This window comes from Microbacterium sp. STRO-2N (genome assembly GCF_057747775.1).
Genome location: NZ_CM173223.1, coordinates 208613 through 221830, shown reverse-complemented (window position 1 = coordinate 221830; position 13218 = coordinate 208613). Strand labels below are relative to the sequence as shown.

The following is a 13218-nucleotide window of genomic DNA, read 5'->3' as shown; positions in this document are numbered from 1 at the left end:
GGTTCACGGTACCGCGCGAGCATCGAACGCGCGCGGAACCGGCCCCGAATCAGGGGGAATATGCTCGGGGCATGGCCAGCGAACCCACGACCGTGACCATCACCGGCGCGGGCGGGCAGATCGGCTACGCGCTGCTGTTCCGCATCGCGGCGGGCGACATGCTGGGCCCCGACCGGCCGGTCCGGCTGCGGCTGCTCGAGATCCCGCAGGGCATCCGTGCGGCCGAGGGCGCGGCGCTCGAGCTGCAGGACTGCGCGTTCCCGCTGCTGGACGACGTCGACATCACGGATGATCCGCTGACGGCCTTCAACGGCGCGAACATCGCGCTCCTGGTCGGTGCGCGCCCGCGCGGCCCCGGCATGGAGCGCGGCGACCTGCTCGCCGCCAACGCCGGCATCTTCGGACCCCAGGGCGCCGCGATCGGCGCGGTCGCCGCCGACGACGTGCGCGTGGTCGTGGTGGGCAACCCGGCCAACACGAACGCGCTCATCGCCGCGGCATCCGCCGCCCCCCACATCCCCGCCGACCGCTTCACCGCGCTCACGCGCCTCGACCACAATCGCGCGATAGGCCAGCTCGCCGAAGCTCTCGAGGTGCCCGCCGGCGACATCGCCGACGTCATCATCTGGGGGAATCACTCGGCGACGCAGTTTCCCGATGTCTCGCATGCCGGACTCGCCGACGGGCGGACCGTGCTCGAGGCTCTCGCCGAGCGCCTCGGCGGGACCGACGCCGCCACGACGTGGCTCGACGACGTGTTCATCCCCCGTGTCGCCAAGCGCGGCGCCGAGATCATCGAGGTGCGCGGCTCGTCATCGGTCGCCTCGGCCGCGAACGCGGCGATCGAGCACGTGCGCGACGAGCAGCTGGGCACGCATCGCGGCTGGACGTCGGCAGCGGTCGTCTCGCGCGGCGAATACGAAGTGCCGGAGGGCCTGGTGTGTTCGCTGCCCGTCGTCTCGCGCGGCGACGGCGAAGGCTACCGCGTCATCGAGGGTCTGCGGTTCGACGCGCGCGGCCGCGCCCGGTTCGAGGCATCCGTCGCCGAGCTCGTCGCCGAGCGCGACGCCGTGCACGCGCTCGGGGCGCTGTAGGGCCCACGCGTGGACGTGCTCCTGATCGCGATAACCGCGATCGTCGTGATCGCGCTGGCCACGGCGATCGCGCCGAAGCTCGGCATCGCGGGCCCGCTCGTGCTGGTGCTGATCGGCGCGGCGGTGAGCCTCCTGCCGTTCGTCGAGGTGCCCGAGGTCGACCCCGAGTGGATCCTCGTGGGGGTCCTGCCGCCGCTGCTGTACTCGGCTGCCGTCGCGCTGCCGGCGATCGAGTTCCGGCGCGACTTCGGTCCGATCGCGGGGCTGTCGTTCGTGCTGGTGCTCATCAGCTCGGTCGTGCTCGGGCTGTTCTTCGTGGCCGTGATCCCCGGCATCCATCCCGCCATCGCTGTGGCGCTCGGCGCGATCCTGAGCCCGACGGATGCCGTCGCCACCTCGATCGTGAAACGCCTCGGGGTCTCGCGGCGCGTGGTCACGATGCTCGAGGGCGAGAGCCTGCTCAACGACGCGACGGCCCTCGTGCTGCTGCGGACGATGATCGCGTCCGTCGCGGTGGCGACGAGCGTGACCGGGGACGCGACCGTCGGCGTCGGGTTCCTGCCGGCGTTCGCGTGGGGCGTGGTGGTCGCCGTCGTCGTGGGCGCGCTGGTCGGCTACCTGAACCTGCGGCTGCGGGCCCTCATCGGCCACTCGGCCGCCAACACCGCGGTCGGATTCGTCGTGCCGTTCGTCGCGTACATCCCCACCGAGGCACTCGGCGGCTCCGGGCTCGTCGCGGCGGTCGTCGCCGGCATCGTCACCGGCCAGGGCGCCTCGCGCTGGTTCACCCCCGAGCAGCGGCGCGCCGACGAGCACAACTGGCGCACGATCGAGCTCGTGCTCGAGGGCGCCGTCTTCCTCGTGATGGGCCTCGAGCTCAACGCGATCGTCGGCGAGAACGTCGAGGAGCACAACGGGCTCGGCACCGGGCTCGCGGTCGCCGCGGGGGCGCTCGGAATCGTCCTCGTCGTCCGCGCGGCGTATGTGTCGCTGCTGGTGTGGCTGCAGAGCCGCCGGGCCCGGGGTCGCCAGCGCGCCCGACTCGAGGCGCTCGGGGAGCGGATCGACGCCATCGGCTCGGCCAAGGCCGGCGTCCCGCCCCGAGGTCGGCGACGACGGGATGCTCCGGATGCCGGCAGCCCGCACGTGCAGCGCCGGCTCGAGTCCATGCGGCAGCGCATCGCGCGGTCGCTCAGCGACCTCGACTACTACCAGGCCTCGCCTCTCGGCTGGAAGCACGGCGTCGTCATCGTGTGGGCGGGCATGCGCGGCGTCGTGACGCTCGCCGCCGCGCAGACCCTGCCGCGCGAGGACACCGACGATCGTGCGCTGCTCGTCTTCATCGCGTTCGCCGTCGCGGTCGGCAGCCTCATGCTCCAGGGGTTCACGCTGCCGTGGGTGGTGCGGCTGCTGCGGTTGGAGCGTCCCGGGGACGACACCCTCGACCGCGCCGAGCAATCGGCCCTGGACGCGGACCTGCGCGATGCCGCTGCCGCGGCCCTCGCGCACGCGTCGCTGCGGCGCCGCGACGGCACCCCGTTCCCCGACGAGGTGCTGCAGCGCGTCGACGCGAAGTACCTGCAGCCGCCCGACGACGAGGCCACTGCGCGCAGAGGGGAGATGCTCGAGCTGCGGCTCGCGCTCATCGAGGCGATGCGTGCGCGGCTCAACGATCTCGGCAGGGATGGCAGCTACAGCACTCCTGCGCTGCGGCACGCTCTGGCCGAGCTGGACGCCGACCAGCTGAGCCTCGAGCTGCGGCTCGACGACGAGGACTGACGACCTGCACCGGGACCGGGCCGGGGCGCACGGCGTGCGCCGGATAGGGGAGAATGGTCCAGAGCAAGGGGGCACGATGAGCGAGATCACACGGACGGACGCGGCATCCGCCCACGCGTCCGACGGCGTCGCCGCCGAGACCGCCCCGCTTCACCTGCCTCACGCGGCAGCCGAATGCCCGAAGTGCTTCACCGAGCTGCAGGCCGACGGCACGTGGTGGCTCGCGCGCCCTGCCGGCTCACGTCTGGTCGGACTCGTGATCGCACGCGACGACATGCCCTCGGTGGTCGAGCAGCGCAACGACCTCACGCGGTTCGGCGTGCCGATCGAAGGATTCCGCCACCCTGCGCCCGAGACGCTCGAGTCGTGGGAGGAGCGGCTGGTGCGCCTCTTCGGCACGCTGCGGCGCGGTGACGTGCTGGTCGTCGCGAACGTCCATGCGCTCGGCCGCGATATCGACGAGGAGACGCGCACCGTCGCCGAGCTCCACCGCCGCGGTGTCGTCGTGAAGGTCCTGAGCCACGGCGGCCGGCACCTCTACGACGCCGGGCGCTGACTCGCCGACCTCGAGCCGACTACCCGTCACCCCCGCCCGGGTCAGGGCACGCAGGCCGTCACGGGTTCCGAGGCCTGACCGCCCTCGCGCACGAGCATGACCTCGAGGCACGTGGTGCCCGAAGGATCGGCCGGCACCGTGTGCTCGGGAGCGTCGATCGACTCGGCCTCGCCGCTCGCCCCGGTGCGGTCCACGACGGCGACGATGTAGTGGTCGCCGTCGGCGGGCTCAGGGTTGGTCCAGGTGAAGCGCACGCCCTCGGGGACGGCGGTTCCGCCGAGGTCCTCGGGTGCGGGCACGACTGCGCTCACCGGGTCCTGCGGCCGGGCTGCGGTCGCGGACGGCGCGGGGTCGCCGGCATCCCCCGAGAGGATCCCCGGAAGCGACACCCCGACGATGACCCCGGCCACTACGACGAGCCCTGCCGCCAGGCCGATCCAGAGGCCGACGCGTGGCCGGCGCTTCTCAGGCTCGGCGTCGCTCGGTGCGGGCGCGTCGAAGCCCGTGAACACGGGCTGCGCGGGCGCACCGTGATCCCAGACGGGAGGGGCGCCAGTCCCGCCAGCCCCTCCAGGCGCCGCCGGCCTGTCGCCCGACGGCGCCGCGCGCGGGGGGCGCGCCGGGGCGCTGCCGCCTCGGATCACCGTCTCTTCGAGAGCGGCGTCGAGGACGGGGGCGTCGAACGCGGGCAGTCCTGCCGCGGACGCGCGGCGCACGGTGTCGTCCACGCCGTCGGGCGCGGACGACGTCGAGGGCTTGACGACGGTGGCGTCGAGCGCGGGCTCGGGGCCGGACCGCGGCGCGAAGGGCGAGCCGCTGGGCGCCGTCGTCGCCGACGGGCGCGTGAGCCCCGCCGCAGGCGCCGTCTCAGGGTCGATGCTGACCACGCCGCGGACGCGCGTGAGGCCGTCGTCCTCGTCCTGCTCGACATCCTCTGGCACGTGGTCGTCGAGGATGTCGATCGCGGTGACCGCGTGCGACAGCTCGATCTGCACCTTCTGCAGTGCGCGCGCGAACGCGATCGCGCTCTCGTACCGGTCTCCGGACGGCTTCGCCATGGCTCGCTCGAGCGCACGCTGCAGCGACATCGGGATGTCGGGGCGGCCGAGCGACGGCAGCGGCATCGTCTCGATGCGGTGGATGAGCTCGGCGGCGGTGTTGCGCTGGCCCGGCAGCTCGAACGGCGAGCGGCCGGCCAGCAGCGTGTACACGGTGGCGCCGAGCGCGTACACGTCGGAGCGCGGATCGCTGCGGGGCGCGTCGGCGAACGACTCCGGCGGCGACCACGGGATCGAGAGGCCGGCGGACTCGGCCGCCGCGTTCGTCGTCGAGGCGATTCCGAAGTCGGTGAGCGCGGGCCGGTTGTACTCGGTCACCAGGATGTTGGCGGGCTTGATGTCGCGGTGGAGCACGCCTGCGCGGTGCGCCGTCTCGACGGCGGCCGCCACCTGGATCCCGACGCGCAGGGACTCGGCCACCGAGAACGGCTCACGGCGGTACCGCACCTGCAGGTTCGGCTTCGGGCAGTACTCCATCACGAGGTAGGGACGCCCGTCGCGCGCGACGCCCGCCTGGTAGATCGTGACGATCGCCGGATGCGTCGACAGCATCGCCATGACGTTCGCCTCGGCCGTGAACTCCTCGACGGAACCGCTCGAGATGCGCTCCGTGAGGAGCACCTTCACCGCGACGCGGCGCTTGGGCAGTTGCTGCTCGTAGAGGTACACATCGGCGAACCCGCCGGAGCCGAGCAGGTCGAGGTACGTGAAGCCCGGGAGGTCGGGCGGGGTCATCGCCGAGCGCTTGCTCACGACAGTCCCTCGACCGCCACCGTGATGCCGTCGCCGAGATCCAGGACGTCGCCGGGCACGACGACCGTCCCCTCGCCCGGATGCAGGCGCACCGGATCGGTGCCCGGGCGGCGCAGCGTGGTGCCGTTGGTGGTGCGCAGGTCGGTCGCCACGATGCTGTCGCCCTCGACGCGGACCTCGAGGTGGCTGCGCGAGATGTCCTGCTGGGGGCTGTCCACCGCCACGAGGTGCGGCAGGTCGGTCCCCGAGACACGCGTCGACCGGGGGCGGCGCCCGATCACGACGGTGCGGTCGAGCGCGACCTCTTGACCGTTCGACACGCGGAGCCGGCCTGGCGACCGCGGTCGCGGCGGAGCGAGCGGCGGCACCGACGACGTGGGGACCGCGCGGCCGCGCATCGCACGGGCCTGCGCGAGCGAGACGGTCTCGCCGTCGTGGTCCCCGGCAGCCGGAGGGGTGGCGGGCAGCTCGCCGCCTCGCACGATCGTCTCCAGGAGAGGATCGTCGGCACCGGCGTCGCGGGCCACCTCGACAGGCCCGCTTCTCGCGGGAGGGTCCGACCGGAGCGCGTGGGCGACCGACCGCACCGACGACGAATCGATGAGATCGCCGCGCGATGCCGGCACGACCGCGGGCGGCACAGGGGGGCCATCGAAGGGAATCGCCGACGCCTGCGTCGCGGGCGGCACAGGCGTCACGGCATCCGGTTGCGGTGCGGGCGTCGCGGCACGCGCCGAAGCACGCGTCGGCGCCGAGGAGGCGCCCGCACCGGCCGGCTCCCACGCGACGATCGACGCGAGGATCACGCCGTCGTTCACCGGCAGCTCGGGGGATCCGGACGCCGCGGCCTCCGAGGCATTCTTCGACGACACGGTGACGCGCGCGACGCCGTCGAGCACCCGCTCGCTCCACGTCGTGACGCCTTCGCCCGAGATGCGCTCGGGGCCGGCGGATTCGACCTGAAGCACGAACCCGCCGCGCACCGCCACGCGCACGCTGCCGCCCTCGGCGAGCGCGACGGCGAACGACGGCATCGTCGTGAGGGATGCGCCGTACGCGCCGGTGAGCGCCTCGATGACCCCGCCCAGCCCGCGTCCTTCCGCGACGAGGGCCCGCACCTGCGCGGCGACCGAGACCGGGCTGCCCGGCTCGAGCACGACGACGCCGTGCGGCGTGGCCGCGACCAGCGACTCACCCGGCGAGTACAGGGTCGGCATCAGAATCCTCCAGCGGCGACGGCACGCGGAAGCGTGTCGCCGTCGATCTCGACATCGATCGCGGGGGCTGCAGGTACCGTATCGCGCTCCCCCGACGAGTCGGCGCGCGAGCGTACGCCGATGGCGTCGACCACGAGCACGGTGATGTTGTCGCGTCCGCCGCTGACGATCGCCTCGTGCACGAGACGCGCGGCCGCCGACTGCGGGTCGGTCTCGTCGCGGAGCACGTCGTGGATCCGGGAGTCCTCGAGCTCGCTCGAGAGGCCGTCGGAGCACACCAGGATGCGGTCGCCCGCCTCGGCCGGGATCATCCAGTAGTCGGGCTCGCCGTCGCTGCCCGCGCCGATCGCCCGCGTGATCACGTTGCGACGGGTGTCGCGGTGGGCAGCCTCGGCGGTGAGCTCTCCGCTGTCGATGAGCTCCTGCACGACCGAGTGATCGACGCTCACCTGCTCGAAGACGCCTTCGCTGAGCCGATAGGTCCGCGAGTCGCCGAGGTTGACGGCGAGCCAGTACCCCTCGCCCGCGACATCGGCGATCACGACGCCGCTGAGTGTCGTGCCGGCGCCCGCTCCCGCAGCGCTCGCGATCGCGTCGACCCGCCGCCGTGCGCGCGCGACGGCCGCGTGGACGTCGTCGATCGTGAGGCTGTCGCGACCGGCGAACGCGGCGAACTCGTCGATGACGGTTGCGCTGGCGATCTCGCCCGCCTGGTGCCCGCCCATGCCGTCGGCCACGAGGAACAGCGGCGAGCGCGCCAGGAACGAGTCCTCGTTGATGCGGCGGCGCAGTCCCGCGTCGGTGGCCGCGCCGCATCGCACCGTGATCGGCGGTTCGCTGGTCATGCGATGCCCACCCCGGTGCTGCGATCCCCGAGCTCGAGCCGATCGGCGTCGCGGAGGAGGGTGCGCACGCCGGGCTCGAGCGGATGCCGTCCGCCGTCGCGGACGAGCACGGTGCCGTTCGTGGAGTGGCGGTCGACGATCCACGGACCCCGCTCGTCCGACCCGATCTCGAAGTGGGTCTTCGACAGCGACAGCGTCTCGTCCCGCACCGCGACGGTCACGGCGCCGGGCTCCCCCGCCGGATTGCGGCCGTACAGCGTGCGACCGTACACGGCCATGCGCGTGCCGTCGTCCCACGTGAGCACCGCCAGCACGGGCGCGTCCGGGTACAGCGCCGCGCGCTGCGCGGGAGGCGGCACGGATGCCGGCACCCGGGTCTCGTCCACGTCCTCGGCGGCCGCGCGCCCCGCCGGCATGAGCACGGGGGCGGGGGCGGCGGGAGCGGGGACGGGAACCGCGGCCGCGGGCGCGAGAACGGCCGGGGTCGGAGCCGGGGCGTAGGCAACGGGTGCCGGAGCGTACGTCGCGGGCGCCGAGGCGTAGGTCGCGGGCGAAGACCCGGCGGGACCGGCCGGCGCCGGGGCCGAGGCATACACGGTGGGAGCGACCGCGGCGGTTGCCGGCGCGACGAGGACGGGCACCGACACGGGCACCGTGGCCGGAGTCGCGGACGGCGCCGGTCGCGGCGCGGAGCGTTCGGTCGGTGCCTGTCCCCACGGCCACGGGCCGGGGGCCGCCCCGGCCGGGGCGAGGTACGGATTCGCCGTGTGCCTCGCAGATGCCGCGGCCGCGGCATCCGGGATCCCTCGCACATCGACCACCGTGGCACGCGCGGCCAGATCATGCCAACCCTGGCGGCGCGGACTCGAGTCGAACAGCGGGGTGAAGTAGCCGACGACGATGGACCCGGCCAGGCCCCACACCACATTGCGCAGAACGGCGCGCCAGAAGCCGATCGGCTGCGGAGACGACGCATCGTGCAGGCGCAGTCCGAGGGCCCGCTGGCCGATCGAGCCCCGCCCGCCCTGCATCGCGGAGTACACGAGCCACCACGCCAGCAGACATGCGAGCAGCACCGCGTACGAGGTGGTCGCGACGACCGCGACGAGGGCGTAGTCACGCCGGGCGCTGCTTCCCATCACGACGACGACGAGGAGGATCCCCAGGACGGTGGCCAGCCCGCAGGCGACGGCGACGTCGATCGCGAACGCGCACATCCGGCGCCCGATGGACGCGGGACGGGGGGCGAGGGGCGGCGGTGCGGTCATTCGGTCTCCAACGGTGCGGGCTCGGAGCCATCGCGGGTGCTCCGATCGGCCGGGCGACGCCTCTTCGTGCGCTCGGCGGGAGGACGAGGAGTGCGGGGCGGCAGCGCGAAGCGCGTTCCCGCGAGAAGCGACCGGACGCTGAGGCGCGCGCCGAGGCGATGCCACCACGAGCGACCTCTGCCCATGCCTCCGACGATCTCGTCGACCTGGGTCCAGAACTCCTCGACGTCGGCCGCCGTGGGCTCGGTCGGCCCGAACACCTCGGTGTCGGCACGCGAGGCCAGGGTCGCCACGCGCGGCTCGGCGAACGCCGCGCTCAGGATGCCGGCATCCTCCCGGCGCGTGCCACCGGGCCGCACGGGTGCGCCGTGGTCGGCCGCCCGGTCGACGAGCTCGTCCCAGCCGCCGCTGATGCGGTCCGCTGCGCGCTCGGCCGAGCGGCGCTGCCGCCGGCGAGCGGCCTTGAGCGCCCCGATGACCACCAGCGGAGCGAGCAGCACGAACAGGATGCCGATCGTGCCGAGGCTCAGTGCCACGATCATCCAGATCAGGGCGGCGTCGAATCCCTCGTCGTCGTCCGACCCGCGATCGTCGGTCATGGTCGGCGGCAGGTCGACGGGCTCCTGCGGCGGAGGCGGCGGCTGCAGCACCTGCGGCTTGGGGTCGGCCTTGGGCTTGGTCGTCTGGTCGCTCGGGATCTGGTCCTCGGGCGGGGTGGGGTCGAACGGCACCCACCCGTGACCGTCGAAGGCGACCTCGACCCACGCGTGGAGCGTGTCGCCGTTGGCTTCGAAGACCGGGCCCCGCTGCTCCTCGCCGGGGTAGAACCCCATCACCACGCGTGCGGGGATGCCGATCTCGCGGGCGAGGAGCGCCATCGCGGTGGCGTACTGCTCGTCGTCGCCGACCATCTGCTCCGCTCCGAGGAGCGTCGTGATGCGTTCGGCGCCGTGCCCGGCGCGCGACAGCGGCTGACCCTCGAGCCCGTGGCTGAAGTAGCCGCCCTCCGACAGCATCGTCTGCAGCGCCCGCACCTGCTCGATGGGGGTCGTGGCGTCGGCGACGGTCGTCGAGGCGAGCTCGGCAATGTCCTGCGGCACGCCCTCCTGATCCGGCAGCGCCAGCGGCGCGAACGCGGCGTCGGCCAGCGCCTCGTCGCTCGGGACGTCGGGGATGACGGTCTCGATCGTGTACGCGTCTCCCTCGGCGAGGCCCGCCGTCACGACTCCGGTCGACGTCGCCTCGTTGTAGTGCGCGGTGCGGCGCAGGTCGTCGGCACGGTCTCCGTCGAACGTGATGCTCTGCACGGCGCCGGCATCCGGCATCCACACGTCGTCGAAGGCGCCGATCTCGATGTGGAGCGTCGCAGGAGTGCCCTCGGCGTCGGCGGACATGTTCGTCCGCACCGGCGAGAACGCACTGGACGATCCGGCGCCGGAGTCCGAGACGTTGTACACGGTGCCGTTGTAGGCGTCCATCGTCGCGAGGCGCACGCGTGCTTCCTCGGGGAGACCCGACACGGTGAACAGCGCCTCGTCCGGGTAATCGCGCACGAACGCCCGGAACGACTGCAGCGGACTCGGGAACTCGCGGATGTCGAACGGCGGGATGACGACGTCCCGCAGGACGTAGCGCGGCGACGACGGCGCTGCGAACGCGCTCGTGGCGACGCCCGCGACGGCGGCGATGGCGATGACCGCGGCGCCGAGGAGCGCGCGCCTCACGACGGCGGGACGCGTGGACGAGGCGCGCTCGCCGACCGCGACCGCCGCCACCTGCGGAAGCCACGCCTGACGGATCGCGAGCCACACCACCGCGATCAGTCCGAACGCGACGCCCTGCACGATCGGCACGAACGGCTGCGACGTCCCCAGCGCGATCTCGACCGCGAGGAACGCCGCGGCGGGCAGCAGCGCCCAGGCCGCGTGGCGCGCGCGCAGCGCGAGCGACGCGGTGAGCACGCCCGCGACGAGCGCGAGCAGGAACGGGACGATGAGGTGCCCGTCGGCCGAGGCCACCGGCGCGACGGTCGTGAGGAGCTTCTTCCACGACTCGATCGACCCGAGGGCGAGCAGCCGCAGCGTCTCGAGCGTCGGGATCACGCCGGCCACGGTCGTGTGGGGCAGTGCGAGCGCGCCGCCGAGCAGGAAGTACGCGACGACGGTGGCGCCCGACAGCAGCAGGATGCCCCAGCGCAGCAGCGTGCCGAGCACGCCGAGCGCCACGCCGATCGCGAGGGCGCCGAACGCGGCCACGAGGTAGCTCGGGCCGCCGAACGTGGGCTGGAAGCCGATGATCGGGATCGCCAGCAGGAGGACCACCGCCGACAGGTCGGCGACCCAGCGCCGCGGCGGAAGCGCGGCGGCGGCCGGGGGCGCGGATGCCGTCATGCCAGCACCTTCCGCAGGGCTCCGGCGAGCTGGTCGAGGGCGCCGACGGTCACCACGTTCGCGTCGCCGATACGCCGCAGCGACGGAGTCGCGCCGGACTCGGCGACCACGGCCAGCACGCGCGCGCCGAACGGCAGCCGGCTGCACGCCGCGCGCAGGTCGTTCGCGTCGACCCGGCTGCCGCACACCAGCACCACGACGCTCGCCGCGGGGAGGGTGGCGGCCACCACGCCCGCGAGGTCGACCATGCGGCCGGCACGCGGACCGGAGTGCACGAGCGCCGAGAGCGAGTCGAGGAACTGCTTGCCCGTCGCCGACGGCAGCAGACGCTGCTGCACGCGCACCTCGACGCGCTGCGAGTCGCGCAGCGCGCGAAGGCCGAGCGATCCGGCGGCCGAGATCGCCAGCTCGAACTCCTCGTCGTCGCGATAGTCGGCCGGATTCGTGGTGAGCCCGATCACGAAGTGGGAGCGGCGGGTCTCTTCGTACTGCCGCACCATGACGTCCCCGGTGCGGGCGGTCGACCTCCAGTGCACGTGGCGCAGGTCGTCGCCGGGCTGATACTCGCGCAGCGCGTGGAACGACACGTCGTCGCGCGAGAGATCTGTGGCGGGAAGACCCTCGAGGTCGCGCAGGAACCCGAGCGACTGCCCGTCGAAGTTGACGGTCCGCGGGTGGACGAACAGGTCGACCGGCTCGTCCCGGCGGTGCACGCGCTCGAACAGGCCCAGTGGGTCGCCGCGCACCACGCTCACCGGCCCGACCTTGACCACGGCGCGGCGCGACGTGGGGATCGCGAACAGCTCCTCGGCGGCGTCGCCGGGCGCGAGACGGTGGATGTCGAACACGCCGCGTCCGGAACCCACCGGCAGCAGCACGCGCGAGGGCAGGATGGCGCGGCCGCCGGTGTTCGCGAGCGTCAAGGCGCCGACCGCCCGCTCACCCACCACGACGCGCGTGCGATTGAGGTCGAGCGTGATGTCGTACGCCGTGCGCCCGATCAGGAACAGCAGGCACAGCGCCAGCACGGTGGTCACCACGACCGCCGCGACGGTGAGCTCCCACCAGCCGAGCAGCTGGCCCGACACCCAGAGCACGATCGCCAGGGCGATCAGCACCCACGCCGCGGGACGCACCACGGAGAGCACGCCGCGCAGTGCGCGCAACGCGCTGCCCGCGTACTCGGCGGGCAACGCGCGGCGGTCCGCCGTCGCGGCCGCCGCTCCGAGCGCGTCGGTGGTCATCAGGCGGCGGACCTCGCCTGCGGCGCGGCCACCGACTCGAGCACGCGCGCGATGACCGTCTCGGCCGAGGTGCCCGCGAACTCGGCCTCGGGGTCGAGCACGATGCGGTGCGTCCACGCCGGGCCGGCAAGCGCCTTGACGTCGTCGGGCAGCACGAAGTGACGGCCCTGCGCGGCGGCGAACACCTTGGCGAGGCGGATCATCGCGAGCGAGCCGCGGACCGAGACGCCCAGGCGCGTGGCCGGGTCCTCGCGCGTCGCCTCGGCGAGCTGCGCCGTGTAGCGCAGGACCGCGGGGTCGACGTGCACGCTGGCCGCGAGGTCTGCCATGTCGGCCACCGCGGCCGTCGTGATGAGCGCCGGCAGGTGGGCGGAGGGGTTGCGGTCGGCAGCGCCGGCGAGGATGCGCTCGGCGACGTCGAGGTCGGGGTAGCCGATCGAGGTCTTCACCAGGAACCGGTCGAGCTGCGCCTCGGGCAGCTTGTACGTTCCGGCCTGCTCGATCGGGTTCTGCGTCGCGATCACGAGGAACGGCCTACCGGCCTCGTGCGTCACGCCGTCGACGGTCACGCGCGACTCCTCCATGACCTCCAGCAGCGCCGACTGCGTCTTGGGCGATGCGCGGTTGATCTCGTCCGCGAGCACGATCGAGGCGAAGACCGGGCCCTTGTGGAACTCGAAGCGGTGCGACGCCTGGTCGTAGATCGTGACGCCGGTGACATCGGACGGCAGCAGGTCGGGCGTGAACTGGATGCGGCTGCTCGTGCCCTGCACCGTCGCCGCGAGCGCCTTCGCGAGGCTCGTCTTGCCGGTGCCCGGAGCGTCCTCGAGGAGCACGTGCCCTTCGGCGAGCATCGCCGAGAGCACGAGGCCGACCACCTCGCGCTTGCCCATGAGGGCCTGATCGACGTTGTCGACCAGGCGCGCGAAGGTGCCCTGGAACCAGGCTGCCTGCTCGGGGGTCATCGTCATGTCGCGGGTCTCTCGTTTCTGGGGAGGGTGGGCACGGGAGCGG

At 73.4% G+C, this 13218-nt stretch carries 10 protein-coding genes; 3 read left to right on the top strand and 7 right to left on the bottom strand.

Annotation, left to right across the window (positions count from 1 at the left end; translation table 11 throughout):
• The first annotated feature begins 71 nt into the window (after window positions 1-71).
• The 3 genes from AC3ANN_RS00905 (at window position 72) to AC3ANN_RS00895 (ending at window position 3429) form a co-directional block, all read left to right on the top strand.
• The gene (locus AC3ANN_RS00905; protein ID WP_488339133.1) at window positions 72-1094 is read left to right on the top strand and encodes a malate dehydrogenase; all 1023 of its coding nucleotides are present in this window, start codon (window positions 72-74) and stop codon (window positions 1092-1094) included.
• A gap of 9 nt (window positions 1095-1103) precedes the next feature.
• Window positions 1104-2873 carry a cation:proton antiporter gene (locus AC3ANN_RS00900; RefSeq protein WP_488339132.1) on the top strand — a complete coding sequence of 590 codons (1770 nt, stop codon included), beginning with the start codon at window positions 1104-1106 and terminating at the stop codon, window positions 2871-2873.
• Window positions 2874-2949: 76 nt separating this feature from the next.
• The gene (locus tag AC3ANN_RS00895) at window positions 2950-3429 is read left to right on the top strand and encodes a recombinase family protein (protein ID WP_488339131.1); all 480 of its coding nucleotides are present in this window, start codon (window positions 2950-2952) and stop codon (window positions 3427-3429) included.
• 41 nt (window positions 3430-3470) lie between these two features.
• Here AC3ANN_RS00895 and AC3ANN_RS00890 read toward each other — a convergent pair whose 3' ends face one another.
• Genes AC3ANN_RS00890 through AC3ANN_RS00860 form a run of 7 tightly spaced genes read right to left on the bottom strand, consistent with a single transcriptional unit; the run spans window position 3471 to window position 13175 of the window.
• Window positions 3471-5222 (bottom strand): serine/threonine-protein kinase, encoded by a 1752-nt coding sequence (locus AC3ANN_RS00890; protein WP_488340884.1) that lies wholly within the window; start codon window positions 5220-5222, stop codon window positions 3471-3473.
• A gap of 14 nt (window positions 5223-5236) precedes the next feature.
• On the bottom strand, window positions 5237-6457 hold the full coding sequence (locus tag AC3ANN_RS00885; protein ID WP_488339130.1) for an FHA domain-containing protein: 1221 nt from the start codon (window positions 6455-6457) through the stop codon (window positions 5237-5239).
• Window positions 6457-7302 (bottom strand): PP2C family protein-serine/threonine phosphatase, encoded by an 846-nt coding sequence (locus AC3ANN_RS00880; RefSeq protein ID WP_488339129.1) that lies wholly within the window; start codon window positions 7300-7302, stop codon window positions 6457-6459. Before AC3ANN_RS00880 ends, AC3ANN_RS00885 begins: the two co-directional genes overlap by 1 nt.
• Window positions 7299-8570 carry an RDD family protein gene (locus tag AC3ANN_RS00875; RefSeq protein ID WP_488339128.1) on the bottom strand — a complete coding sequence of 424 codons (1272 nt, stop codon included), beginning with the start codon at window positions 8568-8570 and terminating at the stop codon, window positions 7299-7301. The genes AC3ANN_RS00880 and AC3ANN_RS00875 overlap by 4 nt, the downstream gene beginning before the upstream one ends.
• On the bottom strand, window positions 8567-10960 hold the full coding sequence (locus tag AC3ANN_RS00870; RefSeq protein WP_488339127.1) for a transglutaminase-like domain-containing protein: 2394 nt from the start codon (window positions 10958-10960) through the stop codon (window positions 8567-8569). The genes AC3ANN_RS00875 and AC3ANN_RS00870 overlap by 4 nt, the downstream gene beginning before the upstream one ends.
• Window positions 10957-12204: a DUF58 domain-containing protein gene (locus tag AC3ANN_RS00865; protein WP_488339126.1), complete on the bottom strand. Its 1248-nt coding sequence runs from the start codon at window positions 12202-12204 to the stop codon at window positions 10957-10959. Before AC3ANN_RS00865 ends, AC3ANN_RS00870 begins: the two co-directional genes overlap by 4 nt.
• Complete coding sequence (locus tag AC3ANN_RS00860; protein WP_488339125.1) at window positions 12204-13175, bottom strand: AAA family ATPase; 972 nt, start codon at window positions 13173-13175, stop codon at window positions 12204-12206. Before AC3ANN_RS00860 ends, AC3ANN_RS00865 begins: the two co-directional genes overlap by 1 nt.
• Window positions 13176-13218: the final 43 nt, after the last annotated feature.